This is a genomic window from Armatimonadota bacterium, from assembly GCA_037138755.1.
GTDB lineage: Bacteria > Armatimonadota > Fimbriimonadia > Fimbriimonadales > Fimbriimonadaceae > Fimbriimonas.
The window spans coordinates 1925001-1951517 of sequence record JBAXHT010000001.1; the positions used below are offsets into that span (position 1 = coordinate 1925001).

Below are 26517 nucleotides of genomic sequence, written 5' to 3' on the forward strand. Positions count from 1 at the left end.
CATGCTCTTCGGCGACGCGTTTCTGTTCGATGTCACTTCGGGAGGAGGGCTCACCGTCAGAGCTCAGGGAATACCGATTATCAGGGCGTCGAGCCTGCAGTACTATGCGCCAGGCTGGACTAAGGGTTATTACAGCTCGCGTTGGAACGGACAGCAAGTCCGCAAACTGGACGCCAATACCATCGAAGTCAGCTTCAAATCGGGAGATGGCCAAGCTCACGGATTGACGACGTATCGTCGTGACGGGAATCGCCTGATCGTAGACCACACACTGAACTGGGACGGCGATGAACCTGCCCTCATCGAACTCTGCGCCGGCTTTGTCTGGCAACCGCCGTTTCAAGGCGGAACGTTTCAGTTTGGCGGTCAAAGCACGCTACCCATCACGACTCATCCCAGTACGAAAAGTCCGATTTCAGAACGGACAATAGGTGTTGATTCTTCGCAAAATCTAACAGGCGCCGCCCTGAGTCTACAATTCACGGCTGACCAAGCGGCAACGTGCTTCGATGCGCGCAACTACAACCAAGAATGGGCCGAAGACCAGGCTCTGCTCTGGCAAGGCTTCACTGGGATCCCGGTGAAGAAGGGAAGTCCGGCCACGGTTCACTACGAGTATCAGTTGCGAGCCAGGCAGCGAGAGTCCACCGAGCCAGGTATCGTCACCGAGAGCCTCCAAACCGAAGATGCCCTCTTCCCCAACGAAAAGCAGCCCCCGCTAATTCCCCAACCGAAAAACTCTCTGATCGACTGGAAGAACACCGCAACCCTTTCGGGACTCTGGGATTTCCCCGCTGGTCGACCAAAGTTCTTTGACCTTCTCACCAAGAAACTCAACGAGCGATTCGAGTTCCCCGCCAATCCGAGCGGCGATAAGATGAAAATCGATGGCGGAATGAGCGACCTGCAGAAGCGGTACGGCGGCTACCGTCTGGTGATCCGCCCCGATAGCATCAGCATGTACGGCGAAGGCGAAGCTGGTTTGCGCAATGCGGTGTATCGCCTCGCGCAAATGGCGTTCGTAAAACGCGGCAAGGTCGTTGTTCCCACCGGGACAATTGAGGATGAGCCGAGGCACGACTTCAGGGGAGCTCATCTCTTCGTCGGACCGAAGGCTCCTGAGTTCCAAAAGCGGCTCTGGGAAAACGTGTTGCTCCCGCTCGGAATGAACAAGGTTGTTCTGCAATGCGAACGAACCGAGTGGAAAACCCTCCCGAAAGTCAGCGATAACATGACGATGAAGCAGGCCGACCTCGTGGATTTGTTCGGCTGGTATCGGAAGCAAAATGTCGAGCCAATTCCCCTGATTCAGAGCCTTGGGCACATGGAGTGGTTCTTTGCCGGAGGTGCCAACCTTGATCTGGCCTACAACCCAGAAGTTCCGTACACGATTGACCCCCGTAAACCCGAATCGAAGCAGCTCATCGGAAAGCTGTGGGATGAAGTCGCAACCATTCTTAAGCCACAAACCTTTCACTTTGGACTCGATGAAATTGATATGCGCGGCTTTGCCAAAAAGGACCCGGCCCATGTCACGGAACTTTGGGAGCTGATGATCCCCACCCTGGGAGACATCGCCAAGCGAAATGGCGCGAAGATGATGCTCTGGGGTGATGAGGGGCTATCGCCCAGTGATGCCGTTGATGCGACGAACGGTTACGACCTGGAGAATGCCAGAAAGCGAAGGAAAGTGATTCCCAAAGGGGCGATGATTGCGGATTGGCACTACAGGGCCGATCAGAACCATCGTCCGTTCATAAAGTCACTCCAGACCTGGAAGCTCGAAGAACTCCAGCCAATCGCAAGTACGTGGTACCGTCCGGAGAACATTCGCGGCTTCAACGTGGCGGCGGATATCGAGCAAGTCGGCACCCTGATCACCACCTGGGCGGGCTACGAGAGTCACGAAATGGGCATGCTCAAGAACTTGAAACAATTCGAGGCGATGGTCTACGCTGCCGACTACGGTTGGAGCGGAAGGACCGAACTCATCGAAGACTTGGACTACCGAGCTGACGAAGTCTTTGCCCAGATGTACGCTCCTAGGCAAAGCGTTCTTGCCATCCAAAAGGCGACCACGATAGGCGACGGTACCCCCTTTGTCATCGCCGGAACGAAGTTCCGTAAACTCAAGAACGGCCAACTAGCCGGAGTCTCGCAAGAGCAGTTTGACGCCCCTTCCCAACTGCAAATCCCAATAGGGAAACCAGTCAGTCGCCTCTTCATCGCCGCCGCAACGTCAGTCAAAACGGAAGATGGATCACCGATCGGCAGCGTCGATGTCGAGTACGCAGACGGTACTACAGCTTCCATTCAGCTACTTTACGGAGCACATTTAAGAGCGGCCGATGATCCAAGGGCGACCTTGTACGGACCCAGGCAAAGCGGCTTCACGAACCTGTTAATCGCAACCAAATCAACCCGGATCAAGCGCCTCGTTATTCGAGAGACCGACCTGAACCTAGGTCTAAACGTCTACGGTATCACCTACAGGTGAGGGGAAGCCCCAAGCATCTGAACGATTTCCTTCACCCTCTGGGCGTCAGCCATCGAGGCGGTCAGAACCGCGTCATTCGTCTGAACCAGAATCATGTCGCGCAACCCAACGGCGGTGAGTACGCGATCCTCGGAATCATTGTAGAGGACGCAGCCGACGCAGTCCTTCGCCACTACCTGCCCAATTGAAACATTTCCATTCTCGTCGACTGGCATAGTACGCAGAAGGCTATCGAACGACCCGACATCGTCCCAAGGGAATGACGCTCGGACGCAAAAGACTTTTGAGGACTTCTCCAACAACGCATAGTCAATCGAGATGTTTGGAAGCTGTCGGAACAAGGTTGTTGCGTGTTCCTCGTGAGCGCGTCCCAACGCCTCGGACATGCTTAGAACAATTGAGGCAGACACAGGGTCAACCGCCGCTAATTCGTCACAGAATGTCGAAACTTTCCATGTGAGCATTCCGCTATTCCATAGAAAATTGCCTTGAGCGAGGAATGATTCCGCTGTTGCCAAGTCTGGTTTCTCGCGGAACATTCTGACCTTGGAAGTCAGCGCGTCGACTTCTTCGCCGTATTCAATGTAGCCAAAGCCGGTGTCCGGCCGAGATGGCCGAATTCCTAAAGTCACAAGAGAGTCCGTCTCTTCGGCAATCGTAATTGCGAGGCTATGATCGTCTCGGAACTGATCGGGATCGTCGATCTTGTGGTCGGCGGTCAGAATTGTCAGGGTGGCTTGTCGACCGGTCTCGCCATAGCGGGCCATGATCGAAGCCGCTACCCAAGCCAAACAACCAAGCGTGTTCCGCTTGTCTGGTTCAGCTAATACATTTTCTGGGGCTACAATCGACGCCTTGCGAATCGGCGCTGCTAAGTGCATGGACGTTGCAATAAACACATTTTCTCGTCCCAGAAGCGGCGCAATCCGGTTCACTGCTTCTTCTAACATCGTTACCGATGGGTCCGTTAGGCGAAGCAATTGCTTCGGTCGCAATTTGCGCGAAAGCGGCCAGAACCGTTCGCCCGAACCCCCTGCCATGATCACCGCAAAACGCATATGTCTGACTATTATTGGCAGAGTCGAATCCATTTACCCACGATTTAACCAATAATCAACATTATCATGGCGAGTGTTAATGGGTCTAATAAAGCAATGATGCTCGGAATCCTCCTGCTCGGCTGCGCCCAGACTGCCCCAGTTAAAGCAAAAACTACCCAGGTGCAAACCAACACCGAAGCAAATCGGGTCGCAGTCGTCGTGAATGCAACGAACACCGACAGCGTGCGAATTGGTCAGTATTACGCCACCAAGCGCAAGGTTCCGGCGCAAAACATCATTCGGATCACCACAACTCATAACGAAGAAATCACTCCCGAAGCGTATGCCCAAGAAATAGAAGCTCCGGTGCGAAAAGCACTCTCCAAACTGCCCGGAATTGACTTCATTGTGCTAACCAAAGGAACTCCAATCAGAATTGGAGACCAAGGCGGCTACTCGGTCGACGGCGCACTAGCCGCAATGAATCTGAAAACCCGACAGATCAAGCAAAAAGTCGGTCAGTTCATGCCTGATGAGACCGACATGGACATGGCAGTCAAAGAAGCTCGAAACCCCTTCTTTGCCTCGACTCAACGCTTCAGTAGCAAGAAGTTCGGGGGGATGTATCTCGTCACCCGCCTTATTGGCTATACAGTCCAGGATTGTTTGAAGCTAGTTGACAACAGTTTGAATGCTAAGGAAAGCAAAGGACCTTTTCTGTTGGACTCCCAGCCCGCCTACGGACCGGGGAGTGGCTACTACCCAATGGAGCAACAGATGTTGAGAGCGAACCAGTCGCTTCCTTTGAAAGGTATGGATGTCTACTACGAGCAAACCGACACCTTTTCCGATGGCCGTGAGACTCTGATGGGCTACATCAGCTGGGGTAGTAACGATAAGAGTTTCGACGTCGAGGCATATCACCGCTTAAAGTTTAAGCCTGGCGCTATCGCCGAAACGTACGTTTCAACGAGCGCTCGAACATTTGGATCTGTCCGCTCAGGACAGTCCTTGATCGGCGATTTGATTCAGCAGGGGGTGACTGGCGCCAAAGGATATGTGAGCGAACCCTTTACCTTTGCCCTTTGTCCGGCTGAACTCCTGTTCGGACGCTACTACAGCGGCTTCAACCTCGCTGAAGCCTTTTATGCAGCCTCACCAGTAGTGAAGTGGAAAGACATGGTCATTGGCGACCCCTTGTGCCGCCCGTTCAAGACCGGAAAGCTGTAGCCAAGCACGGCAAAATCGCTAGGGAATACGTCATAACTTAAGAACGATATTTCCCCATGATCTTGGTCGGTCTAGCCATCTTTGCATTCTTCCTCGGTTCCATCCCCTTCGGGATGCTGCTTGCGCGTGCCAACGGCGTTGATATTCGTGCCGTCGGCTCCGGAAACATTGGCGCCACAAATGTTGTTCGCGCTCTTGGGCCAAAAGTTGGCCTGGCGGTTTTCGTCTTGGACGTCCTCAAGGGGGTGATCCCCGCGGTGGCCACCAAGCACCTAGTTCATGCGCCTTTTGGCGAAATTCAGATTCAAACGCTGAGCATGATCATGGGTGTGATTGCGATCCTCGGGCACATGTTCTCGCCGTTCATTGGATTTAAAGGTGGCAAAGGCGTCGCAACTGGTTTCGGAGCGGCCCTAGGCGCGATCACGGGTGCTGCTCTTGTCGCTTTCGCGGTGATCATTTTGACGGTCGTGATCACGCGCTATGTTTCCCTCGGCAGCATTCTATCGGCGATCTCGGTGCCGATTGCCTCCATGTTGGTCTTTCACGACTCACCTCAGCTCCTCCCAATCTTAGTTGTAATGGTCGTGTTCATCGTCTGGAAACACCGGTCTAACATCGAGCGGTTGCGAAACGGAACCGAGTCGAAGTTCTCGTTCAAAAAGCAGATTCCCGACCGGGAAGAATCAGCAACGGAGGAAGCCGATAGGAACGATTCTTCTCGCTGACATCCACGCACCGCTGGGTTCCTTTTTCCCCTGCCTGCTGTTTTTGGGGTTCCCAATCTTTTTCGTCTATTTGATGAACCGCTCGGTGATGGGAGAAATAGGGTGTTTCACCGCCATTCTGATGTCCTTTACGGTCGTCTATTTGCTCTTCGTCATCTGGAAGATCGAAGATACTCGTCTCCATTATCTTGCTGTTGGAGGAGTTTTGACACTATTTGTGGCGCTTCCGATCTTGGAACGCACGATGGATAAGCTGGACGACAAGGCCATGCAGGGTGAGCAAATCGCAATTTGCTACCAGCAAATCAGGATGAACCCCCAGAATGCAATGGCAGCGTTTCGGCTCGCGAAGATTCTGTGGGACCGTGGAGACAAGGAAGTTGGCGCCTCGATTGCCTCCCAAGCGATCCCCCACTTACCAGCCAGCGCGTTCCGCGATGAGCACAGATTGTATCACTTCTGGCTGTCAAAGGTGGACATAACCGCCGTCAAAGACATTCACTGCGCCGCTTGCGGGGCATCGGTGCCGCCAAGCGCACTGATCTGCCCCCGTTGCCTGGGCTCCGTTCACCTGGACCGTGCAAGAAGCTCGTCCGTCCTCTACAATCGCAAAACTCAGAAGATCATTACAATCTGGTCCTCGCTCCTGCTCGTGTTGTTTATCGTGCCTATGATGGGGCAGTTCCCGCCCGCAGTAACCATACCGACCGTCATCGTGCTTCTCGGGGTTGCGGTTTGGGCTGTTGTAAGTGCTTTCGTCGTCACTGGAGAAGCAAAGTGAGGCGCATCGACCGTTACATCTACCGCGAAATCTTCCCGATATTCCTACTGTCGTTTTTGGTCGTGACCGTTCTTTTTCAGGCCGATGCCTACCTCTTTCTCGCCAAAAACGAGCTCACACGAAATGTCCCACTTCTAGCGACAGTTCAACTCATCCTCTGGGGAACTCCCGAAAGACTCAATCTCGTCTTTCCAATCGCGGTCGCTCTAGGTAGCTCGCTCGCCCTTTCGCGAATTTCTAGGGAGAGTGAAATTACTGCCATCCGCGCCGCGGGCGGCAAGGTTTCGCGCGTCGTTTGGCCTGTTCTTTGGTTCGGTCTTGCGGCGGGCTTGCTCAACTTCTGGAGCATCACTAAGCTAACTCCGTACGCAACCAAACGATCCCAAGACCTCCAGATGTCCTCGAATGTGCTCGCCGGAATGGGCACTTTCGTGTCGAACAAGCCGATCAAACTGGGTAACTATACGGTTTCCATCGGTTCGATCACCAAGGTTGATGAAGATACCCTCAGCCTCCGAGACACGATTCTGGTAGACCGAACCGACGAATCCAACTTGAGTGTCATTTCTTCGCAAGAGGGAACCTACCAGCGGGGGATTTGGAGGTTCTCAAATGCGGCATCGGTCAGTGTTAAGCCTGGACGCGAAAACGCGATCGTCTCGAAGTCAAAAGAGTTTGTTATCAACCAAAAGATCAGCCTTCCCGAAATGATGGGAAAGAGTCAGGACCAGGAGCGACCCGACCTTACGATTCCTGAGCTTCTGGAGCAAATAAAGCTGAAACGCACCATGGGCGCGTCATCGGTGCGCGATGAAATCACGCTTCATAAGATGTTCAGCATTCCCATGATGTGTGTCATCTTCGCCCTTGTCACCCCGTTCTTCAGCATCAAACTGGCGAAGTTCGGCGGCTTCGCGGGCGTCATGATTAGCATGGTCATCGTGATGGGCTACTACAACATCCTCGTGATCTGCACCGAAATCGCCGCCAAATCAGCAACAGTGAACCCCGCCCTGATCACCTGGCTGCCCGACATCATCTTCCTTGCAATCGGCCTCGTCTTTATGAGGAAGCTAGAGTGAGATCTGCAGCCGTACTTCTGGTCCTCGCTCCTACTCTCGGATTTTCACAGGGGCTAGTGATTCGTGACTTCGTACGCCGGCTCCCGTTGAAAGCCCCAGTTTCACCCTCAAACCCAACTCAACCCCAGCAGAAGCCGCTTCCGGCTCCTGATGACAAACTCCTCGAAATCGTCCAATTCGGAAACGTCTCTAACTCGGGCAAGAAGGTTAAGCTCACCGGCGGAGCGGAGATTCTGTACCGAGGCTATCGCTGCCTTGCCGACGAAATCGAGGGCGACCGAGATACGCAGATCTTTCGCTTCTCCGGAAACGTTCGCCTCATCGGCAAAGATGAAACCGTTGTTGGCGATGCTGTCACAGTCGATTTCAGCAAGCGAACCTTCCTCGCCAACTACAGCCAGGTCAAAATCTCGCCGAGTACCGTCGGAAACAAGATTCAAGGAGATGCCTACCTCAGTGGAAAAACCAGCCAAGGCAATAGCAAACGAATCGATGCCGTGGACTGCATCTTTACTTCCTGCGACTACAAAACACCCCATTTCCACCTCGACTCCGAGACCGCCACGGTGGAACCCGGAAAGCAAATCATCTTCAAAAAGGTCAAGCTCAACATCCTTGGAAAAAACGTTGTCAGCCTCCCGATCCTTTGGATTCCGCTGGGCGACCGCAGCTTCAAATATCTCCCCCAATTCGGCCAAACCGAAGACGAAGGTTTCTACATCAAAAACACCTACGGCTTCCCCATGAAGGGCGAAGACCGCGCCGCCGTCCGCACCGACTACATGTCCAAACTCGGCACCGGACTCGGCACGAGCTACTACTATCGGAACAAGGATATCAACGGAATCGCCCGCCTTTACGGCGTTTTCGGAAACATCAACACCTTCAACGCCAACCTCCAGCACGAGCAAAAGCTCAAATGGGGCAACCTGCTGATCGACCAAGACATCCAGCGCAACAACTACCTCACCACCCCTTCTGCAACGACAAATAACACCCGAATCCAAGCAAATATCGGTCGCACGACCACCCTCTCGTTCTCGCGCCAAGCACAAGAAACTGGCACCTTCAGCAACGAAAACCAGACCTTCACCTTGGGTGACCGACGACAGTTCGGCAAATCCAGCACCTCGCTGGACGCGACTTGGAACCGCTCTGGCGGCTCCACCGGTGCTGAGCGCCAGACCATCGACGTCCGTTTTCAAGGTCAAACCGACCTTAAAACCGCATCGGCATCGCTCGAGTACCAACGAACCATCCCCATTGGCGAGGTCGCCAACTTCTTCCCTGGCTCCGACCGAACGCCCGTCCTCACCCTCCGTTCCGACTCAAATCGTTTGATGGGCAGTAAGGCGAACAAAACTCTCCCGTTCACCACCGAAATGTCGCTGGGCGAATATCTGGACCCAATCACTCAAAGCCGGATCACTCGCACGAACTTCCAACTCGGCTTTAGTCGCGCCACGCGAGACAAGGGACCTTGGAAGCTCGACTTCAACGGCAACTTCCAGCAGGGCCTCTACTCGGACGACACCGCCCAATACCGCCTCAACTTCGGCACGGCCGGAACCTATTCTCTCGGCCGCCGCCTTACGGCGAATCTCCGCTACTCCTACCTCCGCCCCTTCGGCTACTCGCCACTCGCAATTGACCGAACCGGAATCACCAACTACTCCAGCTTCGACCTGAGCTGGATGACCAACGAAAAATCGAGCTTTGGAATCCAAACCGGCTACGACTTCACCCGAGCTGAGCGCAGCGAAGTCCCCTGGCAGCAAGTCGGAATCCGTTCCGAGTACCGCCTTGGTCAAGCCTTTTCCCTCAGGACACTTTCTTCCTATGACACTTTCAATTCGGTGTGGAGCAACGTTCGCCTTGACATGCAATGGCAGACGCCAACCTTTATGTCCTCGATTGGAGCCCGCTACGACGCGCAGCGTTCGACATGGTCAGCAATCAACCTGATGCTCGACGGCTATCGCATAGGAAAAACACGGATAGGTGCAAATTTAGCCTACAATGGTTATACAAAACAGTTCGATACCCAGCAGTATTCGCTTGTGTACGACCTCCACGATGCCGAGGCAATCCTCACCATCAGTGACTTCGGCTCCGGCTTCAGAAGTGGTCGAGAAATCGCCTTCTACATCCGCCTCAAGATCATTCCGTTCGATACGAACAACGGCTTCGGGCGACGTGGTCAAGCCTTCGGAACGGGCACCGGAAGAGACTTCTGATCTCCGTAGACTGCATGATTCTTTGCGTCTCAGCTATACACATTCCGCAATGTGTATATAATTCGGTTTAACGGTCAATCAGTCATTGGGAGAATCCTGATGTTGGTGGCACATACTCCCGACGACAGGGTGAGAAACAGACAATGCAGTTATCTCCGGAACGCAGACTTCGAGCCATCACAACGACTATCACCTTGGTGCTAGCCATGACTACCCTTGCTCAAAACGACAAAATGACACCAATCCCGATTCCGAAGCAGCCCGGTGCGATTGAGCTCGGCACAGGGAAGCTACCCGAGGCAACTGCAGAAGAGTCCTGGCATTCGCAGTACGGCAGCATGTTCGCTCGCAACGTCAGCGTCGCAACCCTCACTCCGTTCCTCCCGCCCAAATCCAAAGCCACCGGCGCAGCCGTCATCGTCGCACCTGGCGGCGGATTCCGAACTCTTTCGATGCAAAACGAAGGCTGGGACGTCGCAAAAGCCCTCAACAAAAGGGGCGTCGCGGCATTTGTTCTCAAGTACCGCCTGAACCCAACTCCAGCAGATTTGGCTGAGTTTGCCGCACCACCCAGGGGAACTGGCGGTGGTGCTCCCCGGCGCCCACCCACCTCGGCAGATCCATCCCAGGCCTTTGCACCGCAAGTTGCAGATGCAACTGCTGCTTTCGCCCTTGTTCGCTCGAGAGCCAAAGAGTGGAATATCGACCCAACCAAGGTTGGAATGATAGGCTTCTCGGCCGGCGCGATGCTCACCCTCCAAACCGCACTTTACGGAAAGGACGTCAATCCTGCATTTATCGGAGATATCTATGGACCGCTCGGAGCCGTAAAGGTCCCCGCCAACGCACCACCGCTGTACATCGCTCTCGCCGCTGACGACCCCTTCTTCGCCAACGCTGGCTTCGGGCTGATCGAGAGCTGGAAAGCCGCCAAGCGCCCAGTAGAGTTCCACCTCTTCGAGCAAGGCGGTCACGGCTTCGGAATGTATCCCAAGGAGACAACCAGCACCGGCTGGTTCGAAAACTTCGCCTCTTGGCTCCGCATGCACGGCTACATCAAGAGCTAGCCTGAATCTCAGATGAACTCCCTCGGTGGGCGATGCCCCCGAGGGCTCGATTTTGGGGGATACTGTCATTCAAACATGCTTGGCCTAGCAATTGTTTCGATCATATCTGTCGGTGCTAGTGCAGCATTTTCCTACTACGGACGACGGCTGTTTGCGGACCAGTGTTGGGCTGCAAAACAGGGCCTTTCGGGACTTGTTGGACTTGGCTTATGGGGGATGTTCACTTACTTCCAAGGAATGCTAGATACCAAAACCGTCGGAACCGGTGGGCTAATCCTTATTGGACTACTGACGACGTTCGGAGCCGGTTATTGGCTCGCTAAAGAGCGACACAAAGCTCCTGCAGAAACTCGCCCGCCGTTGGCCTTTTGGCTAGCCCTAATCCCACTCCTCATCTCCCTCGTCGGAGTCCTCACACCGTCCACATCCCTAGACTGGGATAGCGTCGCGTACCACCTCGCCGTACCTAAAATCTGGCTCCAGGAGGGTCACGTCAGCAGCGTTTCGTACATCCACCACTCCAACTTTCCCGCCGCTGTCGATGGCCTCTTCCTCATCGGTCTCAAGATCGGCGGTCAAGCCGGAGCCAAGGCGTTCGTCTGGTGGTTCACTGCCTTCGGAACCCTCGCCATCTACGGCGTCCTTGGCGACCGATTCGGCAAAAAGGCCGGAGCGGTCAGCGCGCTCATCTTCGCCAGCATCCCCATGGTCATCTGGGAAAGCGGCACTGCCTACATCGACGTCGCCCACGGCCTCTTCGCCGGGTTCGGTTTCTACTTCGCCGCGCTCCACATCGAGAGCCGCAAAAGGGAAGATGCCATCCTTGCCGGAATCATGCTCGGCCTCGCTGCTGGATCCAAGTACACCGGACTCCAAAGCATCGGCATCGCCGGACTCCTGATGCTCATCATGGGCGACCGCAAGCTTGCCGCCCAGGCTCTGACCATCACAGTTGCAATAGCCGCCCCCTGGTACATCAAGAACTGGATCGTCGTTGGAAACCCCGTCTACCCCTTCTTCTCCGGAGTCCTCGGTGGCAAATACTGGGACGCCGCTGCCGCCGCGATGTACTCCGAAGAGCAGAAAACCTTCGGCTATCAAGGAGTCGCTAATATCGGCAACAGTATCTTCGGCCTCGTCGGAAACCCGGGCCACTTTACCAACCCGGGCCAAACCACCGGCCAAGGCTTTGCCTTCGTCAGCTTAGGCTTTGCCCTCCTCGCCACCGGAGCCGCTGGAATCGCAAAAGGGCTCGCAAGCAAGTTCGACCGCAGCATCGCCCTGATGATCGGAATCCAGCTTCTCGCCTGGACCGTCCTCAGCCAGCAGTCGCGATACATCCTCGCCCTCGCCATTCCCCTCCTCGCCCTTGGCGCAAGAGCAATCGACTGGAAGCCAACCAAGCACCTCATCCCCGCCGCCGCTGGACTCCAGCTCCTAGCCAGTCTGTACATCTACAACTCGTCAGTTATTCAAGAACGCCTTCCGGTCCTCGCGGGCGGGCTCACCGAACAGGAGTTCCTGGAAGGATTTGATACCAACGACGGCCAAAGAGTCCCGGGAAAGGTCGCAACCGCCACCCTCAACAAAGTCACCAAAGATGATCCCGCCGTCAAAAAGATCGCTCTTCTCGACGAAGTCTTTGGCTTCTACCTCGACAAACCCTACTTCTGGGCCGGCCCCGGACACACCACCCAAGTCGCCTGGGCAAAAATGCAAACCGCGAAAGACATGATTGACAACCTGAAACAGCTGGGGATCACCCACGTCTATCTCAACAACCAGTACGTTGCTGACCTCGACAAGTGGAACCGAAGCTTAACCCAAGCCCGCTCCGAGCCCCTTGCCGAGGATATCCGCAACAAGTGGCGCCAACTCGTCAGCGACGCCATCTTTGAAGGCAAGCTCAAACCCACCCAACAACTCAGTCGAACCAAAACCCTTTACGAAATCGCACAGTAAACTCCCGCCATGGAACTCACCCGCTTACTCGCAATCTTTATCGGCACCTACACCTCCCCCGGTGGAAGCGAAGGCATCTATCAAGCCTTGCTCGACATCCAAACTGGTGAGCTCACCCAAAAGAAGCTATTCGCCAAGCTCCAAAACCCGAGCTATCTTCTTCGGCGAGGCGAAACCTTGTATGCCGTGAGCGAGAAAGCCAACGGCGAGATCTGGGGCTTCGACATGAAGGGCGAAGAGATCAACCACCAGCCCACCGGTGGTGACTACCCCTGCCACCTCGATCACGACGGTGACGGTATCGTTGTCGCCAACTACAACAAAGGCGTCTTCGCCCGCTACTTCCTCAGCGCTAAAGGCGAGTTGCAATCTCCAGAGTTTTTTACCAACAACGGTTCTGGCCCGAACAAGTCGCGCCAAGACGCTTCTCACGCACACTTCATCGGCGAAACCGAGAAGAATCTTTTCGCTTGCGACCTTGGCACCGACGAAGTTCTCATCTTCAAAAAGGGCTCTCTGAATGACCCAGCCAGGTTCAAAACCGCCCCTGGGGCGGGTCCCCGTCACGCGGCATTCGACTCAACGCGAAACATTCTATTCGTCAATAACGAGCTCAACTGCACCGTTTCTGCGCTCAAGTTCGACGAAAAGAAGGGAAGCCTTAAGGAACTCAACACACTCTCTACTCTGCCCGTCGGAACCGACCTGAAAGGCAACTCCACCGCCGAAATCCGCGTCTTCCAAAACAAATTCGTTTACGTTTCCAATCGGGGCCACCACTCCATCGCCAGCTACGCCATCCAAAATGACGGCAAGCTCAAGCTCATCGAAGTCACCCCTGCCGGAGTCAAAACCCCCCGAGGAATGAACATCGACCCCAGCAACACCTGGCTCCTTGTCGCCGGACAAGACGACAACGTGATCAAGTCCTTCCGCATCAACCCCAAAACCGGCAAACTTAAACCCAGCGGCTTCTCGCTGGCGGTCAGCAAGCCCGTCGATATCGCATTCTAATCCGAACTCCCACTCTCCTTCTCAGGAGGGAGAGGGGGCTGGGGGGTGAGGGAGGCTAATGCTGAAGCCGTGTACCGTAACCCGGCGTCGGCGCACACGGAACCGAGCAAGCTCGGCACAACCAGAGCGGCGCCATGCCGCCGCACTCCAAACATGGCTAAACTAAAGTCGTGACTCCTGCCCAACGCCTCCGCCGACTCCGCATCCTTCTCGGAGGATTCATTTTCGGCGTGGTCGTCAGCGGAGTCACCGCCTTTCCGCTCACCTGGGAGGTGAATCTCCTCGTCCAATGGTTCGGGCAGGGCGACGACGGTCTCGCTACCTGGCTCCGCATCGTTCAAGCCGGCCTCCAAAACAACGACCAAAACTACCCCTTCATCGCCTACGGAACGGACTGGCTTGCCTTCGGCCACCTCGCCATCGCCGGAGCCTTCATCGGCCCCTACCGGGACCCGGTCAAGAACAAGTTCATTATCCAATGGGGCATGTGGACCTGCGCCCTCGTCCCCCTCCTCGCCTTCACCTGTGGCCCCATAAGGGGCATCCCCTTCGGCTGGCGTATCATCGACTCCCTTTTCGGCATCGTCGGAATCGTGCCGATGTGGCTCGTCCTTAAGGACACCACCGAACTGGAAAACGAAAATCGCCCCGATTCAAAGTGAATCGGAGCGATCTCCCCGTTAGCCCTGCGAGATTTAGTTGATCTTGCTGGCTCGAAATAGCTCGAACGCGATTGAAAACAGCAGGACAAAGAGGAGAGAAAGTAGTTCAAAAGGTTTGCCACCAAGTAAGCCAAGAAAGACTAGTGCGATCATCATTGCTCCAAATCTTCCTCCCGCCGATGCGGTATCAAATGAGATAGCCCTTGATGTCGAGTTGCTAGAGGCGCAAACCAAAAGCAAACCAGCGAGCGTCAGTAAGCAGAAATCTCGTATCCCCAAGACTTCCGCGGGATTTCTCACAACACTCGCAATCAAGGCGGTGGCGGCTACGCCAAATGCCACCGCCCTAAAAAGGACGGTGACAAACAGATTACGATCAATCTTTCTGAGCATTGAGAGCAGCTCCAAGTTCGTACGCCAGGATTAGGAGTCCGATTACGCCGAGTAATTTCTTCCCAATTGCTTTCATAAGTTTCTCAAAGAACTCCTTTCCAAACTTGCCGATAATCTTCTTTCCGACTGAACCCTTAAGCAAGTTAATGATAGCCTTAATAATTGCTTTTACTTCTTCCCAGGCCTTTCGCTTTATTGCTTCAGCCAAGGAGTTGAACAGAGTCCCGAACTCCGCGACAAAGATCTTCATCAATTCCTCTAGCTCAGTCTTGGACAGACCCACCAAAACCGCCAGGAACTTGGCAATCAAAACCTCGCTTATCGGCTTCTGGGCAAATGGGATACCGGGACTCGTAATCTCCAGCAACTCAAGCTCAAGTGCCTCCATCTGTAGAAAGTTTACTGGTTGCGTCTCTGCCGCCTCCAGCTGGGTGATTGAGGTCGGGTCAGCTAGTTCCAGGATTTGATTAGAAGCCGCGGCCTGCTTATACTGGCCAAGTGCATTTAGGAGTCCTTGGACACTAGCCCGGCGCTGTGTAAGCGTTTGCGAAGCCCATTGATCGTAGATTGGTGTGATCGCGGCGATCATCGCAGTTGTTTCCGGTCCTGTTGGGAATGGCTCTGCCGGGATCGCAATCGCTTGGGCTTGAACAGGTTGTTGCGTTTCTGGCAGTGCCTTTCCAAAGACACTTGCCAATGCGATAGTAAACGAAGACTTGATGAGGTTTCTGCGTGATTGCATTAACAAATTGTATCAAGAAAGAAAACAAAGTAGGTAGCAAATAACTCTACGTTAAGAAAAAAGCGTGAATGAAAGCGCTTGCACCGAAAAGTAGGTGCAATATCACCGAGACAGAGAAAACATAAAAAAACTCGCCCCGATTCAAAGTGAATCGGAGCGAGTTTTGAAAGATCAATAAGCCGAGGATTACTTGATTTCGACCTTTCCGCCAGCTTCGTCGATCTGCTTCTTGATCGAATCTGCTTCGTCCTTCGAAACGCCCTGCTTCAAAGGCTGTGGAGCGCCGTCGACGAGGTCCTTGGCTTCTTTGAGGCCAAGACCGGTGAGTTCGCGAACGACCTTGATGACCTGGAGCTTCTGTCCGCCTGCCTCAGCAAGGATGACGTCGAACGAGGTCTTCTCTTCGACTTCAGCAGCGCCGCCGCCAGCTGGAGCCATTCCAGCGAACATAGCTGGGTTAAACGCAGGAGCTGCAGCGGTAACGCCGAACTTGTCCTCAAGTGCCTTCTTGAGCTCGGAGAGCTCGATTGCGGTAAGTCCGCTAATACTTTCAACGATTGAATCGATGGATGCCATTTCTTTTCTCTTCTGTGTGTGTTAAATCTTGGAGCCCTTACGGGGCTCAAAACGAATCTTCTTAGGCGGCTTTCTCCGCTGCCTGGTCGGCCACCGCGCCAATCGTGCGGATTGGTTCCGCATAAAGGGCTTCGATGGTTCCAACGAGGTTGCTGAGAGGAGCAGCGATGGTTCCGATAACCTGCGAGATGAGAACATCGCGCGGAGGAAGGTCCGAAAGGGCCTTGACCTGGTCAGCAGACATCGCTTTGCCACCAAAGAGTCCGCCTTTTACGACGAGCTTCTTGCTGGATTTAGCGAAATCGAGAAGTGCCTTTGCACAACCCGCTTCATCTTCGAAGATGTAAGCGTATGCGGTTGTGCCGTTGTGGAACTCAGCCGGAAGGGTGTTGACATCCTCGCCAACTGCCGCTCGGAACAACGTGTTCTTGACAACATGGATTTCGGCGCCCTTCTTGCGAAGGTCGGCTCGAAGCCCCTGCATCTGCTTAACACTGAGTCCGCGGTAGTCAGCAAAGATCACGCCCGACGACTTGGAGTACCACTCCTTCGCCTGCTCGATCACTTGTGCTTTTGCTTCTGTGGGCATTAATTTGCACCTGATCTCGAAAAGTTTCGAAGGGAAAACGGCGCAGAAGAGACGTCCCCGGAATAGGGACACGGGAATGAATCAAACCCGTTTTAAGCTCCTCGGCTGGCGTCCGGCTTGCGCTGGACATTAAGTTTCCACCTGCTGTCTTTAGAGAACTGACGGAGTATACCACGCCGGAAGCGGAAGAGTCTTCTCCCTGCAAAGTGCAGATCGGCCAATTCCCGCTATTTTAGGGCGGACGTCACCCAGTCAAAACTGGGAAGGCTTGAGCCGTCGCGCAGGCGGACACCGCTCGAACTTACCAACGAATCTCCGCTCTTCCCATCGCTCGAAGTCGATAGTCCGGCAATCTGAGTCTTCTCAATCGGAATCACTTCGCCGCTGTCTGATTTTCCATTCCCGTTCTGGTCGAACCACAGCGCTAGTCCGACCAGTTCCTTGCCGGATAACTCGCCATCGCGATTATCGTCAAGGGCAGCCATAGCGGTATATCCGTTCTCCCACAGCATCCACCACGTCGCATTTCCGAAGAGTTGTCGCCCTGATCGGATCCGTCCCTCGCGCATCGGATCCCAGACCAGAAAAGCGGTCGTTGGTTTGACCCACTGATAACGCTGCACCCGTGCTGAACCATCGAGATCAAAGCTCACAGTTCGCTTAGAATCGAGCAAATCGGCAATAGATGATGATCGGTCGAAACTGAGCACGATCGGCGTGATCATCCCAGAGTCTGGAACCTTCTCCAGCTTCGCAAGCTTCATCCGAACCAAATCGGACTTTCTGCCCTTTGGCACGAGTCGCAGATACGATTTTCCGGCTTCGTACGAGATTAGCGATCCCAGCCCGAAAATCGGCTTTTCTGAGATTTTTGAATCATTCTTTATGGCTTGATCAAAAGCGGTCGCATACTCATCAGCCGCCACCTTACGCCACTCTTCCGGCGTGTTCGCCTTTGAGTATTTGCCACTTAAGGGAATGCTCGCAGCCAGAAACGAACCAGATTCAAAGGTACATGCCAGGGTGAGGTGTGACAGTGCAGTGTCGGTACTCTCGGCTGACTTTTCCCGGAGTTGCCTTTCTAGTTCCAGTGATGTTGTCAGGCATCGAATTGCCTCACTGATGTGTTTTCGGTTTGCCTCTGTATTCTCAATCTCTCTGCTGCGATTCCAAGGATTCGTGTGGGTTCCAAGATGGTAGAAGTCGGCAACTTGATCTGGATCTTTCCGGTTTCCGAGGACTTCAACCTCGCCCTTCTTGATCCACCTGCTCTCAATGACACTCGCGTAGGTCGCAAAGTGTGCCCTCCCGAGCAAATAGAACAGTTTTGGACTTTTGGGCTTATCGACAAGTTGTTTTGTTAAGTTTGCAATCAGACGATCACCGGGAATCCGGCCTGGCATTACCGGCATTGCCCCGGTTAGCGCCAGCGCTGCAGCTACGAAACCAGCCACAAACACCTTCATCTCACGACCATTGTACGTCAGTTTCATGAAGATGTGAAGCGGCAAATTCAGAAAAGATGAGGTAAGTCGGAATTCGATGTATAATGCCATCAGTGGCACGCAAAAGCTCATCAGCCTCCGACTCCCTCGGAACCCTGATCCTCGCGGTTCTCGAAAACGAGACCGCGCACGGCTACGCCATCGCCGCCAAAATCCGGGCGCTCAGCGACCATAAATTCATCGCCGGAGAAGGCACCCTGTACCCGGCTCTGAGAAAACTGGAGGCCGAGCAACACATCCAGTCCGAATGGATCATCAGCCCGTCTGGCCCCGCAAAAAGGGAATACAGCATCACCGATCAGGGCCGCAAAGAGCTTGAACAAAGAAGGCACGAGTGGCAAACTTACCGCGACTCCGTCGACCTGATCCTAGTAAGGAAACCCATCCATGAACCATGACCTCCGAACTCAGTTCCTAGCCGAATACGCCTCCGAGCTCGAAAAACGGTGCGACCGGACGACCGTCATCGCCGAAACCCTTGAAGCGGCGGAACATCTCGATGCGCTTATCCGAGCAAATGTGGAGCTGGGAGACAATCAGGATGTCGCGACCCAGAATGCGATTGCGCAGTTTGGGAGAGCTCAAGAATTGGGAAAGAGTGTGGCAAAGGCAAGTTCTGCGTCGAGTGAAAAGCGAAGATGGATAATGATGTCCCTCGTCTCGTTCTTCATCAGCTATTGGCTGCTGCTCAAGCTTTGTGGAGTTGGCGATTGGGCGGGAGTCGGTCCGCCTAGCTACTCCGCTGTCGCCTTGCAGTATTCGGCTGCCGTGACTGCTTTCTGCTCAGCAATGATGTATTGGGGTCGAGATCGTCGCCGGCATAATCTGCTAACCCTCTTCATGTGTAGTGCTGCCTTCTTCACAGTGGGTCTCCCAGTTCTGCTGGCGGTTCCGTACGGAAGGGAAGCAATCGTCTACCATAGCTTTAGGGTCGGGTTGATCATGACGCCCATGGTGGTATTAGTCGTGGTTTCGGCTGCGCTAGGTTCGTTCCAACGAACGAAGGCTATCCGGGGAGACCAAGTAAAGTGAGTAACCAAGATGTCCGAACTCCTTGAGCCACACTTCTTGACAGAGAACTCATCTGGAACCTGGGAGATATTGACAAACGACAACTCCCCACATCAACCTCTCAATAAGAAGGTTGACTTTTCCCCGTTTTCGTCGCCTAGTAAGTGATGCTTCATTTTTCCATCAAGAAAAGCCCAGAATCTCCAAACGGACTGCCCCTTACTGCCCATCTTTCGACCAAATGCAAGCAACATTGAACCTAAGATGCCCCTCTAACTCTACACACGCACCCGAAAAAACACCCCGAGAGCAAAGCACTCGGGACGAATAATCCATCAAACAGATCAGCTTAAAAAGAATGCAGCGCGCGCCGTTTCCAGCGCCTTCTCATCGCCACGGGCGATCACGAGGAATTTTCCGGCTTGGACGCTCGTTTGATACTCCACAACGCTATCCTTCGGAATTCCCGAGCTGAGAAGAGCAGCGCCAAGCGCACCAAGCGCTCCGCCGACAATGATCCCTTCAGCGGCGCCAACCAGCGATGAAGCCAGCCAGCCCGCGACGACGATCGGTCCGACGCCGGGAATAAACAGAAATGCCGAGCCAAAAAGAAGGCCCCAAAGCCCACCCCAAAACGCTCCGTAGGAACCCGTCGCAATCATCCGATCCGAAGTGTTGATAAACCCAATCGGATGCTCCTCGCTATGGTAATCCATGCCCAATACGGTCAGGTCACTCATCTTGTAGCCTTCCTTCACCAACTGCCTCACCGCAGCCTCCGCAAGGTTGTGAGTGTCGAATGTGCCGGTAACGGTTTGCTGTGTTGTAATAGTGTTCATATCGTTTGCCCAGTTCGTGGGCCGCATGCTCCGCGGAAGCGGAGGCTTTAGCAGGGATAGGTGCCCAACTGCGGCCAGGGTTGGTCACCAAATCAAAGTTCATCAGACACCAACTTCAAGGAAGTTGTCGACCTTTGAAACGCCAGGAGTCGCCCATGCCGCCCGAACCGCATCGTTCTTCTCGCTCCAGCCCTGGACAACACCTCGAAGAGTAACGACGCCGTCATTAACTCGAACGTCAATCCGATCGGCCTCTCGCTGCGCTGCCTGTTTCAAGGTGTCCTCAATCTGAGTCTTGATGTGGGCCATCGTCGCTTCTTGCTTCACCACAACATGGTTAAAGATGCCCTTCAAGCCATACAGACGGTGAACCGCATGCTCCGCCGCTAGCCGCTGGTAGGGCCACTGAACGCTCCCGGTCAGGGTAACCCAACCATCCTCGGTCGTCACCGAGATCCCGGCAGGGACCGCCATGTCCCAAAGCAAGTGCTCCGCCGCCGCCTCAGCGAGCTGAGTGTCGCTGCGATCATGCTCATGTGCCAACTTAATGTCAAGCTCCTGAGCCAGGCCGCGAATTCCGGGAACGTGCAGCGCTGTTTTTTCGGCCTGCAGCTTCTGGTAGTAGCCGGGGACGACTCCCGTCAGCGTAACCACCTTCTCGTTCACTGCGACCCCGATGTGTCGCGGGTCAATCAGTGGGTTGGCGTGAAGCGCATTCATCACCGACAGTTGGAGTTCTTCGTCATGGGTCATTCTCGTAATTCCTTCGCTCCGTTGCCGGGGCTGGTTTGATGTTACGAGGGATGACTCCTTTCAGAAAAGTCAGCTTCTTTGTGTCGGTCAGATGACTGACTGATTAGCAATCGCCGCAAGGAACTCGTCCGCTTCCTCATAAGCCGTCCCCGCCCGGATGCCCGTGATCCGGCTCAGTCGATGAACAACCAACCCGTAAGGCTGCATCAAATCGTCGTAGTCCCGCATCGTCACCCACTCGCCATCAACGGAGAGAACTCGAACCGTCGAGACAGCACCATCTGGAAGAACCTGGATTTGGGCCACCGCGCCCGACTCTGCAATCTGCATCAGAGTCCGTTCGATCTCATCAAGGTCAATCACGAACTCGTACTCCTCGGGAAGGGAAGGGGTGAAATCACGCAGACGTCGTAGTCGCTCCGCGTAACGCTCACCAAAGTCGAAGCGACTCACGGAGTCAAGTTCGTACCATTCCACATCGGTGAACTCACCAAGAGTTCCCAGAAGCTGGACCTGGAAGTTTGCCTGATTAACCTCGAGCACGGTGCCCCAAAGAATCCCGTCGCTGTCCTCCCAAGGACAGAAGCCAAACGGCATCCCGTCCGCCAACCGTTCCCGCAACGTCTCGATCAAACTCATCCCCAGAGGCTACCATCTGTAATCGAATCGCTCCGAAATCAGAAACGTCACTGCCACCCAACCGTCGAACCCAGTAAGATATTCGCATGACCAGAAAGACCGCCCTCTTAGCCACCATTCCCCTGCTCGTTGCCATGATCGGATGCGGAGGAAAGCTGGATGAGTTGGTCAAGCCAATCATCGCGAATCAACCTTCGAATCAGACGGTAAAGACTGGAAATGCCTTCGGCTTCGCTGTCCTTGCCACGGGAGCAGGCCTGAACTACCAGTGGTTCAAGCTTAATACGACAACCAGCACTTACGAGCCAATTACTGGTGGAACAAGCCCAACCTATTCAAAGACGGTCTCCGTTGCTGGTGACATTGGAACATACAGGGTTGAGGTCTCCAACGCCGGTGGGACGACGACGAGCAACGCGGTGACGCTGACTTTAACGCCGTAAAACCGGGTGTTTTAACCGTGAAATCAGCTATCTTGAATAGCTTTGGCAACTGCAATGCTTTCTCAAGCAGAACGGTGGTATGCCTTCGAGCGCTCGGTTGCTGGCTTCTATCGCTGGTACATCGCACGGTCGCAGGAGTTACGCAACTGGAACGCTGACTTATCTTTGAACTGGCGAGACCTTCGCCAGGACTTGTCGGATTCCACGATGCGAATCGTCGAGGGCTACTACGCCGTCGAACAGTTCATTCCCGACTACGTCAGCAAAGTCCTCAACGTCATCCGCGAGAGCTACGGTCGCTCACAGTTCTACATCCGCTGGGGAAGCGAAGAAGAGCGCCATGCCGACCTTTGGCGAAACGCCCTACTGTTCAGCGGTCGTCGAAGTGAGAAGTGGTTGCACGAGTATAACTACCAGCTTAGAGGCCAAGAGTGGCACTTGCCGTGGGACGAACCGTTCCGCATGGTGTTCTACACTGTTTTCCAAGAGCGAGCAACCCAGGTTAACTACCTCAACCTCGGCTTGGTCGCCAAAGGCGAAAAGCAGATCGACGGAGTCGATGATACGGACCCGGTGCTCGCCCAAGCCTGCCGCCTCATCGCCATCGACGAAGCTGCGCACTACAACTTCTTCCTAGAACTGTCGCGCTTGATCTTGTACTACTTCCCTGAGGAAGGAGTTGCCGCAATGTACGACATTGTGAAGCACTTCATGATGCCTGCCCACGACATCATCCCGGACTACGATGAGTTCACTCGAATTCTGCACAAGGCGGGCGTGTTCGGCCTGCGACAGCATAGCCGAGACGTCGTTCAGGTTGTTCTGTCGCAGTTTGGAATTGAAGGCGTCAAGGCTCTTGAAGCCGGAATCCGGCGCTCACGCGATATTCCGGACATGGAAGGCAAGTTTCGCAGCGGTGCTTACTTGGACTCGATGGACTACGGCCTGGTCGAAAAGAAGGTCACCCAGCTTCACGCGCGCGTGACTCACTTCGAAGAGTCGTTTGGACGACACGAATTCGACCAGTTTGAGTTCGTCGAAAATCCCGAGCTGACGGAGATCGCTGAGTATCAGCGGCAGCAAAGGGAAGAGCACATCGCCCCGATTATGGAGCCGGAAGACGAAGCCGCAAACTGAGAAACTGCCCCGTGGACAACGTCCTCGGAGCAGTTTTATCTAGTCGTTACTTAGCGCAGCAGCCGCCCTTCGCGCAACAGCTACCTTTCTTAGCGTCGCACTTGCCCGACTTGCACATCTTGCATTTCGCGCACTTATCGCATTTCTTGTCCTTGCAGCAGTTGCCTTTTGCGCAGCAAGCTGGCTTTTCAGCCTTCTTGGCCGGAGCCTTGTGCTGAGCGATTCCAGCGGACGTAACGACGAGGAGGAGGGCGATCGCGCCCAGTTTGATGGTATTCAACATGATTTCTGTTTTCCTTTGGTAACGGGTGCCATCCGGCACTTTTGACGAGTGGGTGCGTCAGGAAACAGGCGGAGCCCTGGTCGGCGGTTGCCATACTGCTCCGCACCCGGGTGGACCCTGGGCTTCTGGAATCGGATCTCCGTTCGCCAGAACTATTAAAGATTGTGCATAGAGAATTGGTTGCGGAAGTGCAAGAGCCTCGAAGTCTGCCGTGATTGTTCGAGAGGCTGATGCTTCATTTTCGGTGTGATGCTCAATTTTAGTGAAAGAGCAACAGCAAGTCTCCTTCTCTCTCACTTGAGGCGCAGCAGAAATCTCCGGCTTGCAACACGCCATCTCGCAATGACCTATCACCACGCTTCCCGGCACCTGGCAGACTGCCAGGGCTAAGAAAAGCAAGATATGGAAGAGTCTTCGCATCCTCAACAACTCCCATTGTACAGCAGATTTGGCTTCCTCGTGCTAAATCCCGACTTTGAGAGCCGCCGCGAGCAATTCGCAGTCTGGAGGATCAGCCGATGACGGAGAACGGGGTCATGTCTCGTTCGATCGCGTTGTTCTTGTCGAGCAACAGGACTCTTGGGATGATAGGTTCATCGGAAAGGTCGAAGGCCGCAATGATGACCTTCTCGCCCGACTTGAAAAAGTGTGCAGCGCCGCCGTTGATGCCAATGGTGCCTTTAGGACCGGCAAAGGCGTAGGTCGTGATTCTTGAAGTACCAGTGACGCTCCAGATGTGGACAAGTTCGCCATCCTGAATTCCGACTGCCCGCATGAGCTCGGCACCAATCTCGATTGACCCGATGTAGTCGGGGTTGCAGTAAGTGATCCTCGCGTGGTGGAGTTTGGCCTTCAGAAGTTGCGAGAGTCGCATCGAAGTTTTATTTTGGCAGATGAAACCGTTCTTCGTTTTTCGGCGGTCATTTTTCGCTTTGGACGTCAAGCCCCGAAATGTTTCAACCGGGGGCAGAGTTTCGTTTGAGGCGTCGATTAGCGGCGCTCATTAATCCACCGATGAGGAACACTCCGGTTCCAATCCAGACCAGTGAGGCGAGGGGCTTGTAGAAGAGCTTGATGGGGAAGAAGGGAGGGTTGACGTAGAGCTGAACATTGACCGATTTGTCATTCGCGTTCATCGATTCAAGCGCGACTTGAAAATCTCCGGCTGGGTGAAGAGTTGGCTGCAGTCCGCCTTCAACTAGCTTGAGGGTTGGAGTCACATTGAACTTCTTCAGTTCGCCTCGGTCCTCGTAGCTGATTTCGAGCTGGGCACCAAACTCTGCTCCCGACTGACCAAACTTACCATTGTTGGTCGACTTGAGATGCTTCACGGTCACGTTTGATTGGGTCTTCGTCTCGCCGGGTTTGATTATCATTGCCGGCTTGAAGAATTCTACGACCGGTTCCGCCATGGCGAAATTGAGGTCGTGGCTGAAACTCTGGACAATATAGGGCCAAACTTGCGCGTTCTCCGGACTTTCTGGCCCGCCCATCTGGTGGTAGAACAGCGTTGGGGCGATCTCAAACTGGCGACCGTCGGGATCAGTGACCTCAAATTTGACTCGGTTGTTTCGGTCGGTTCGCTTTTCCCAGTCGTATGCTTTGAAGGCGATCTTGTATCCAATTCCTTCGCCTGGAGTCTGGGCAGTGATCGTAATGTCTGCTTCGCGTTCGAATCCGCGTGAGATCAGTAAGCCACCAATCAGAACGCAAATTCCAAAGTGGGAGATGAATGGGCCGACACCGAGCTTGGAGCGCTTGCTGAGTTCAATGGCTCGCCAGAGGTTGGTGATCGCCGGGAAGATGGCGAGGAACATGATGATCGCCATTCCGGGAACAAGCGGGAACTCAACGCCCTGAAGGGGCGTGTGCAGGGTCGCGCCAGGAGTGAGTCTGACGCCAAACTTCTCGTGCTTAAACACCAGTAGCAGAGCACCCACTAGACCCAGGCTGATGCTTAGCAGGGTGATCAATCGGGAGGTGAGTGATTTTAGGCCTTCTCGCTTCCAACTGGCGATCGGGCCGACGGCAATCGCAATCATGATCGGCACGAAGAACCAGATGAGTGCACGGTGGTAGACCGCCTCTTCGACCCGAGCACCCTCACCGCCGCGGAGCGCGGTGATGACAGGCCAGCTCATGCCAAGTGCGATAACTGATGCCAAAAGGCAAAGGCTAAGCATGCCCATTTGGTAAAACGTCTCTCGGTTAACTCCAGCCGCGGGTTCTTGGTTCTCAGTTTTCGGTTGTCGGTGTACAGTGATGATGTAAGCCGCAACGAAGGCGATCATGAGACCGATCATGCCTGCCCGGAGAATCTGCAGCGCGCCGCCTTCCATCTGGGCGAAGCTGTGATTGCTCACTTTGTCAAGCAGACCGCTTCGGGTTAAGAATGTGCCGTATACAAACGCAATGAACGGTAGACCGCCGAGGAAGACGTTTGTGCTGATCCACTTTTGCCGAGTGGTCTGCATGATGATTCCATGACTCAGCGCGACCAGGAATAGCCAGGGAACGAGCGAGACGTTTTCTACCGGATCCCAGCCCCAAAAGCCGCCCCAGTTCAGGGTTTCGTAGGCCCAGAGACCGCCGAGCGAAATGCCGACCCCGAGGATGGTCATGCCAAAAATGACCGGACCACGCGTGAGCTTCACCCACTCGTTGGTGTCCTTATGAAGAACGCCAGCCATGGCGTAGCAGAAAGGAATCGCCAATGAAGCGAAGCCGAAGAACACAACGGGCGGGTGGATGTTGTTCCAGTAGTTCTGGAGCGTTGGCACCATGCCGTTTCCATCGAACGGCATCTTGATAACGCCCTTGGTTGTTATCGCCTGTTCGATCAACTGAAAGGGTGTCTCACGAGTCAGAATTCCGGCAAGTAGTCCAAGGATCACCGACCAAACGGCGGTGTAGCCCCTCTCAAGCCCTTGGGCTCGTCGAAAGGTCACGCCAGCGCAAATGGAACTCCAAAACGCCCAGAGCAGGAAACTGCCCTGTTGCCCAGTCCAAAGGGCGGAGATTTTGTAGATCAACGGGTTGATCGCTTCGCTATGCTCTGCAACGTATTTGAACTGAAACTGGTTTGTAACGAACAGTGTGATCAGAGTGCCGAAAGCGGAGATGATCGCAAGGCATCCGACACCGAAAGCAAGTCGTCGAAGCTTGGCGAAATCTTTGATGCTAAAGACGATGGCGAAAACGAATCCGATGAGGGCAAAGATGATGCTGTAGCGACCAACCGCTCCGAGCATGTTGCCCCATGCGGGGGCATCGGCGAGCTGGGCTAACTGAGCATCTTTATCCATCG

26 protein-coding genes are annotated in these 26517 nt (G+C 54.4%); 14 read left to right on the forward strand and 12 right to left on the reverse strand.

The features are described 5' to 3' along the window. The first annotated feature begins 1 nt into the window (after window position 1). Window positions 2-2497 carry a hypothetical protein gene (locus WCK51_09135; GenBank protein ID MEI7577045.1) on the forward strand — a complete coding sequence of 832 codons (2496 nt, stop codon included), beginning with the start codon at window positions 2-4 and terminating at the stop codon, window positions 2495-2497. On the opposite strand, the gene WCK51_09140 is transcribed toward WCK51_09135, so the two are convergent. Continuing rightward, complete coding sequence (locus WCK51_09140) at window positions 2488-3588, reverse strand: sugar phosphate nucleotidyltransferase (GenBank protein ID MEI7577046.1); 1101 nt, start codon at window positions 3586-3588, stop codon at window positions 2488-2490. The genes WCK51_09135 and WCK51_09140 overlap by 10 nt on opposite strands. A 63-nt stretch (window positions 3589-3651) precedes the next feature. Here WCK51_09140 and WCK51_09145 point away from each other — a divergent pair, with 63 nt between their 5' ends. The 9 genes from WCK51_09145 (at window position 3652) to WCK51_09185 (ending at window position 14300) form a co-directional block, all read left to right on the forward strand. Next, window positions 3652-4767, forward strand: coding sequence for a TIGR03790 family protein (locus tag WCK51_09145; GenBank protein MEI7577047.1), 1116 nt, complete (start codon window positions 3652-3654; stop codon window positions 4765-4767). Between the two features lie 56 nt (window positions 4768-4823). After that, complete coding sequence (gene plsY / locus WCK51_09150; protein MEI7577048.1) at window positions 4824-5495, forward strand: glycerol-3-phosphate 1-O-acyltransferase PlsY; 672 nt, start codon at window positions 4824-4826, stop codon at window positions 5493-5495. A gap of 73 nt (window positions 5496-5568) precedes the next feature. Next, window positions 5569-6276, forward strand: coding sequence for a zinc ribbon domain-containing protein (locus WCK51_09155; GenBank protein ID MEI7577049.1), 708 nt, complete (start codon window positions 5569-5571; stop codon window positions 6274-6276). Next, window positions 6273-7358, forward strand: a complete 1086-nt coding sequence (locus WCK51_09160) for an LptF/LptG family permease (GenBank protein MEI7577050.1) — start codon at window positions 6273-6275, stop codon at window positions 7356-7358. Before WCK51_09155 ends, WCK51_09160 begins: the two co-directional genes overlap by 4 nt. Next, window positions 7355-9595 carry a hypothetical protein gene (locus tag WCK51_09165; protein ID MEI7577051.1) on the forward strand — a complete coding sequence of 747 codons (2241 nt, stop codon included), beginning with the start codon at window positions 7355-7357 and terminating at the stop codon, window positions 9593-9595. Before WCK51_09160 ends, WCK51_09165 begins: the two co-directional genes overlap by 4 nt. Window positions 9596-9801: 206 nt before the next feature. Then, window positions 9802-10662 (forward strand): alpha/beta hydrolase, encoded by an 861-nt coding sequence (locus WCK51_09170; protein MEI7577052.1) that lies wholly within the window; start codon window positions 9802-9804, stop codon window positions 10660-10662. A 75-nt stretch (window positions 10663-10737) separates the two neighbouring features. Further along, entirely contained in the window at window positions 10738-12624 is a 1887-nt protein-coding gene (locus WCK51_09175) for a glycosyltransferase family 39 protein (protein ID MEI7577053.1), read from the forward strand. 9 nt (window positions 12625-12633) lie between these two features. Next, the gene (locus WCK51_09180; GenBank protein ID MEI7577054.1) at window positions 12634-13638 is read left to right on the forward strand and encodes a lactonase family protein; all 1005 of its coding nucleotides are present in this window, start codon (window positions 12634-12636) and stop codon (window positions 13636-13638) included. Between the two features lie 170 nt (window positions 13639-13808). Beyond that, window positions 13809-14300 carry a hypothetical protein gene (locus WCK51_09185; protein ID MEI7577055.1) on the forward strand — a complete coding sequence of 164 codons (492 nt, stop codon included), beginning with the start codon at window positions 13809-13811 and terminating at the stop codon, window positions 14298-14300. 33 nt (window positions 14301-14333) lie between these two features. Here the strand turns inward: WCK51_09185 and WCK51_09190 are convergent, their stop codons facing one another. The 5 genes from WCK51_09190 to WCK51_09210 all read right to left on the reverse strand — a co-directional run bounded on the left by WCK51_09190 (window position 14334) and on the right by WCK51_09210 (window position 18093). After that, on the reverse strand, window positions 14334-14693 hold the full coding sequence (locus WCK51_09190) for a hypothetical protein (GenBank protein MEI7577056.1): 360 nt from the start codon (window positions 14691-14693) through the stop codon (window positions 14334-14336). Then, window positions 14677-15435, reverse strand: coding sequence for a hypothetical protein (locus WCK51_09195; protein ID MEI7577057.1), 759 nt, complete (start codon window positions 15433-15435; stop codon window positions 14677-14679). Before WCK51_09195 ends, WCK51_09190 begins: the two co-directional genes overlap by 17 nt. Before the next feature lie 186 nt (window positions 15436-15621). Beyond that, window positions 15622-16011 (reverse strand): 50S ribosomal protein L7/L12, encoded by a 390-nt coding sequence (gene rplL / locus WCK51_09200; GenBank protein ID MEI7577058.1) that lies wholly within the window; start codon window positions 16009-16011, stop codon window positions 15622-15624. Window positions 16012-16072: 61 nt separating this feature from the next. Further along, complete coding sequence (gene rplJ, locus WCK51_09205) at window positions 16073-16600, reverse strand: 50S ribosomal protein L10 (protein ID MEI7577059.1); 528 nt, start codon at window positions 16598-16600, stop codon at window positions 16073-16075. A 227-nt stretch (window positions 16601-16827) separates the two neighbouring features. After that, on the reverse strand, window positions 16828-18093 hold the full coding sequence (locus tag WCK51_09210; protein MEI7577060.1) for a hypothetical protein: 1266 nt from the start codon (window positions 18091-18093) through the stop codon (window positions 16828-16830). Between the two features lie 65 nt (window positions 18094-18158). On the opposite strand from WCK51_09210, the gene WCK51_09215 reads away from it, so the two are divergent. Together WCK51_09215 and WCK51_09220 are read left to right on the forward strand one after the other, a co-directional pair. Further along, entirely contained in the window at window positions 18159-18503 is a 345-nt protein-coding gene (locus WCK51_09215; protein ID MEI7577061.1) for a PadR family transcriptional regulator, read from the forward strand. Then, entirely contained in the window at window positions 18493-19137 is a 645-nt protein-coding gene (locus WCK51_09220; protein MEI7577062.1) for a hypothetical protein, read from the forward strand. Before WCK51_09215 ends, WCK51_09220 begins: the two co-directional genes overlap by 11 nt. 323 nt (window positions 19138-19460) lie before the next feature. On the opposite strand, the gene WCK51_09225 is transcribed toward WCK51_09220, so the two are convergent. From WCK51_09225 to WCK51_09235, 3 genes are all read right to left on the reverse strand, one after another. Then, window positions 19461-19955 (reverse strand): DUF1269 domain-containing protein, encoded by a 495-nt coding sequence (locus WCK51_09225; protein MEI7577063.1) that lies wholly within the window; start codon window positions 19953-19955, stop codon window positions 19461-19463. A gap of 102 nt (window positions 19956-20057) precedes the next feature. Next, a complete protein-coding gene (locus tag WCK51_09230; GenBank protein MEI7577064.1) occupies window positions 20058-20708 on the reverse strand; it encodes a BON domain-containing protein in 651 nt (216 codons plus the stop codon). An 87-nt stretch (window positions 20709-20795) separates the two neighbouring features. Beyond that, the gene (locus tag WCK51_09235; GenBank protein MEI7577065.1) at window positions 20796-21347 is read right to left on the reverse strand and encodes a hypothetical protein; all 552 of its coding nucleotides are present in this window, start codon (window positions 21345-21347) and stop codon (window positions 20796-20798) included. An 86-nt stretch (window positions 21348-21433) separates the two neighbouring features. Between WCK51_09235 and WCK51_09240 the strand changes: the two genes are divergently transcribed. Then, on the forward strand, window positions 21434-21790 hold the full coding sequence (locus tag WCK51_09240; GenBank protein ID MEI7577066.1) for an immunoglobulin domain-containing protein: 357 nt from the start codon (window positions 21434-21436) through the stop codon (window positions 21788-21790). A 54-nt stretch (window positions 21791-21844) separates the two neighbouring features. Next, entirely contained in the window at window positions 21845-22927 is a 1083-nt protein-coding gene (locus tag WCK51_09245) for an acyl-ACP desaturase (GenBank protein MEI7577067.1), read from the forward strand. A 46-nt stretch (window positions 22928-22973) separates the two neighbouring features. On the opposite strand, the gene WCK51_09250 is transcribed toward WCK51_09245, so the two are convergent. The 3 genes from WCK51_09250 to ccsA all read right to left on the reverse strand — a co-directional run bounded on the left by WCK51_09250 (window position 22974) and on the right by ccsA (window position 26515). After that, window positions 22974-23210: a hypothetical protein gene (locus WCK51_09250; protein ID MEI7577068.1), complete on the reverse strand. Its 237-nt coding sequence runs from the start codon at window positions 23208-23210 to the stop codon at window positions 22974-22976. Between the two features lie 511 nt (window positions 23211-23721). Then, window positions 23722-24084 carry an aspartate 1-decarboxylase gene (locus tag WCK51_09255; protein ID MEI7577069.1) on the reverse strand — a complete coding sequence of 121 codons (363 nt, stop codon included), beginning with the start codon at window positions 24082-24084 and terminating at the stop codon, window positions 23722-23724. Between the two features lie 82 nt (window positions 24085-24166). Then, complete coding sequence (gene ccsA, locus WCK51_09260; protein ID MEI7577070.1) at window positions 24167-26515, reverse strand: cytochrome c biogenesis protein CcsA; 2349 nt, start codon at window positions 26513-26515, stop codon at window positions 24167-24169. Window positions 26516-26517 lie beyond the last annotated feature (2 nt).

Bases quoted from the DNA above. Each gene is read 5' to 3' on its own strand.
- WCK51_09135 (MEI7577045.1), top strand. From the start codon at position 2: ATGCTCTTCGGCGACGCGTTTCTGTTCGATGTCACTTCGGGAGGAGGG.
- WCK51_09140 (MEI7577046.1), bottom strand. From the start codon at position 3,588: ATGGATTCGACTCTGCCAATAATAGTCAGACATATGCGTTTTGCGGTG.
- WCK51_09145 (MEI7577047.1), top strand. From the start codon at position 3,652: ATGATGCTCGGAATCCTCCTGCTCGGCTGCGCCCAGACTGCCCCAGTT.
- plsY (MEI7577048.1), top strand. From the start codon at position 4,824: ATGATCTTGGTCGGTCTAGCCATCTTTGCATTCTTCCTCGGTTCCATC.
- WCK51_09155 (MEI7577049.1), top strand. From the start codon at position 5,569: ATGAACCGCTCGGTGATGGGAGAAATAGGGTGTTTCACCGCCATTCTG.
- WCK51_09170 (MEI7577052.1), top strand. From the start codon at position 9,802: ATGACTACCCTTGCTCAAAACGACAAAATGACACCAATCCCGATTCCG.
- WCK51_09175 (MEI7577053.1), top strand. From the start codon at position 10,738: ATGCTTGGCCTAGCAATTGTTTCGATCATATCTGTCGGTGCTAGTGCA.
- WCK51_09180 (MEI7577054.1), top strand. From the start codon at position 12,634: ATGGAACTCACCCGCTTACTCGCAATCTTTATCGGCACCTACACCTCC.
- WCK51_09190 (MEI7577056.1), bottom strand. From the start codon at position 14,693: ATGCTCAGAAAGATTGATCGTAATCTGTTTGTCACCGTCCTTTTTAGG.
- WCK51_09195 (MEI7577057.1), bottom strand. From the start codon at position 15,435: ATGCAATCACGCAGAAACCTCATCAAGTCTTCGTTTACTATCGCATTG.
- rplL (MEI7577058.1), bottom strand. From the start codon at position 16,011: ATGGCATCCATCGATTCAATCGTTGAAAGTATTAGCGGACTTACCGCA.
- rplJ (MEI7577059.1), bottom strand. From the start codon at position 16,600: ATGCCCACAGAAGCAAAAGCACAAGTGATCGAGCAGGCGAAGGAGTGG.
- WCK51_09210 (MEI7577060.1), bottom strand. From the start codon at position 18,093: ATGAAACTGACGTACAATGGTCGTGAGATGAAGGTGTTTGTGGCTGGT.
- WCK51_09220 (MEI7577062.1), top strand. From the start codon at position 18,493: ATGAACCATGACCTCCGAACTCAGTTCCTAGCCGAATACGCCTCCGAG.
- WCK51_09225 (MEI7577063.1), bottom strand. From the start codon at position 19,955: ATGAACACTATTACAACACAGCAAACCGTTACCGGCACATTCGACACT.
- WCK51_09230 (MEI7577064.1), bottom strand. From the start codon at position 20,708: ATGACCCATGACGAAGAACTCCAACTGTCGGTGATGAATGCGCTTCAC.
- WCK51_09235 (MEI7577065.1), bottom strand. From the start codon at position 21,347: ATGAGTTTGATCGAGACGTTGCGGGAACGGTTGGCGGACGGGATGCCG.
- WCK51_09240 (MEI7577066.1), top strand. From the start codon at position 21,434: ATGACCAGAAAGACCGCCCTCTTAGCCACCATTCCCCTGCTCGTTGCC.
- WCK51_09245 (MEI7577067.1), top strand. From the start codon at position 21,845: ATGCTTTCTCAAGCAGAACGGTGGTATGCCTTCGAGCGCTCGGTTGCT.
- WCK51_09250 (MEI7577068.1), bottom strand. From the start codon at position 23,210: ATGTTGAATACCATCAAACTGGGCGCGATCGCCCTCCTCCTCGTCGTT.
- WCK51_09255 (MEI7577069.1), bottom strand. From the start codon at position 24,084: ATGCGACTCTCGCAACTTCTGAAGGCCAAACTCCACCACGCGAGGATC.
- ccsA (MEI7577070.1), bottom strand. From the start codon at position 26,515: ATGGATAAAGATGCTCAGTTAGCCCAGCTCGCCGATGCCCCCGCATGG.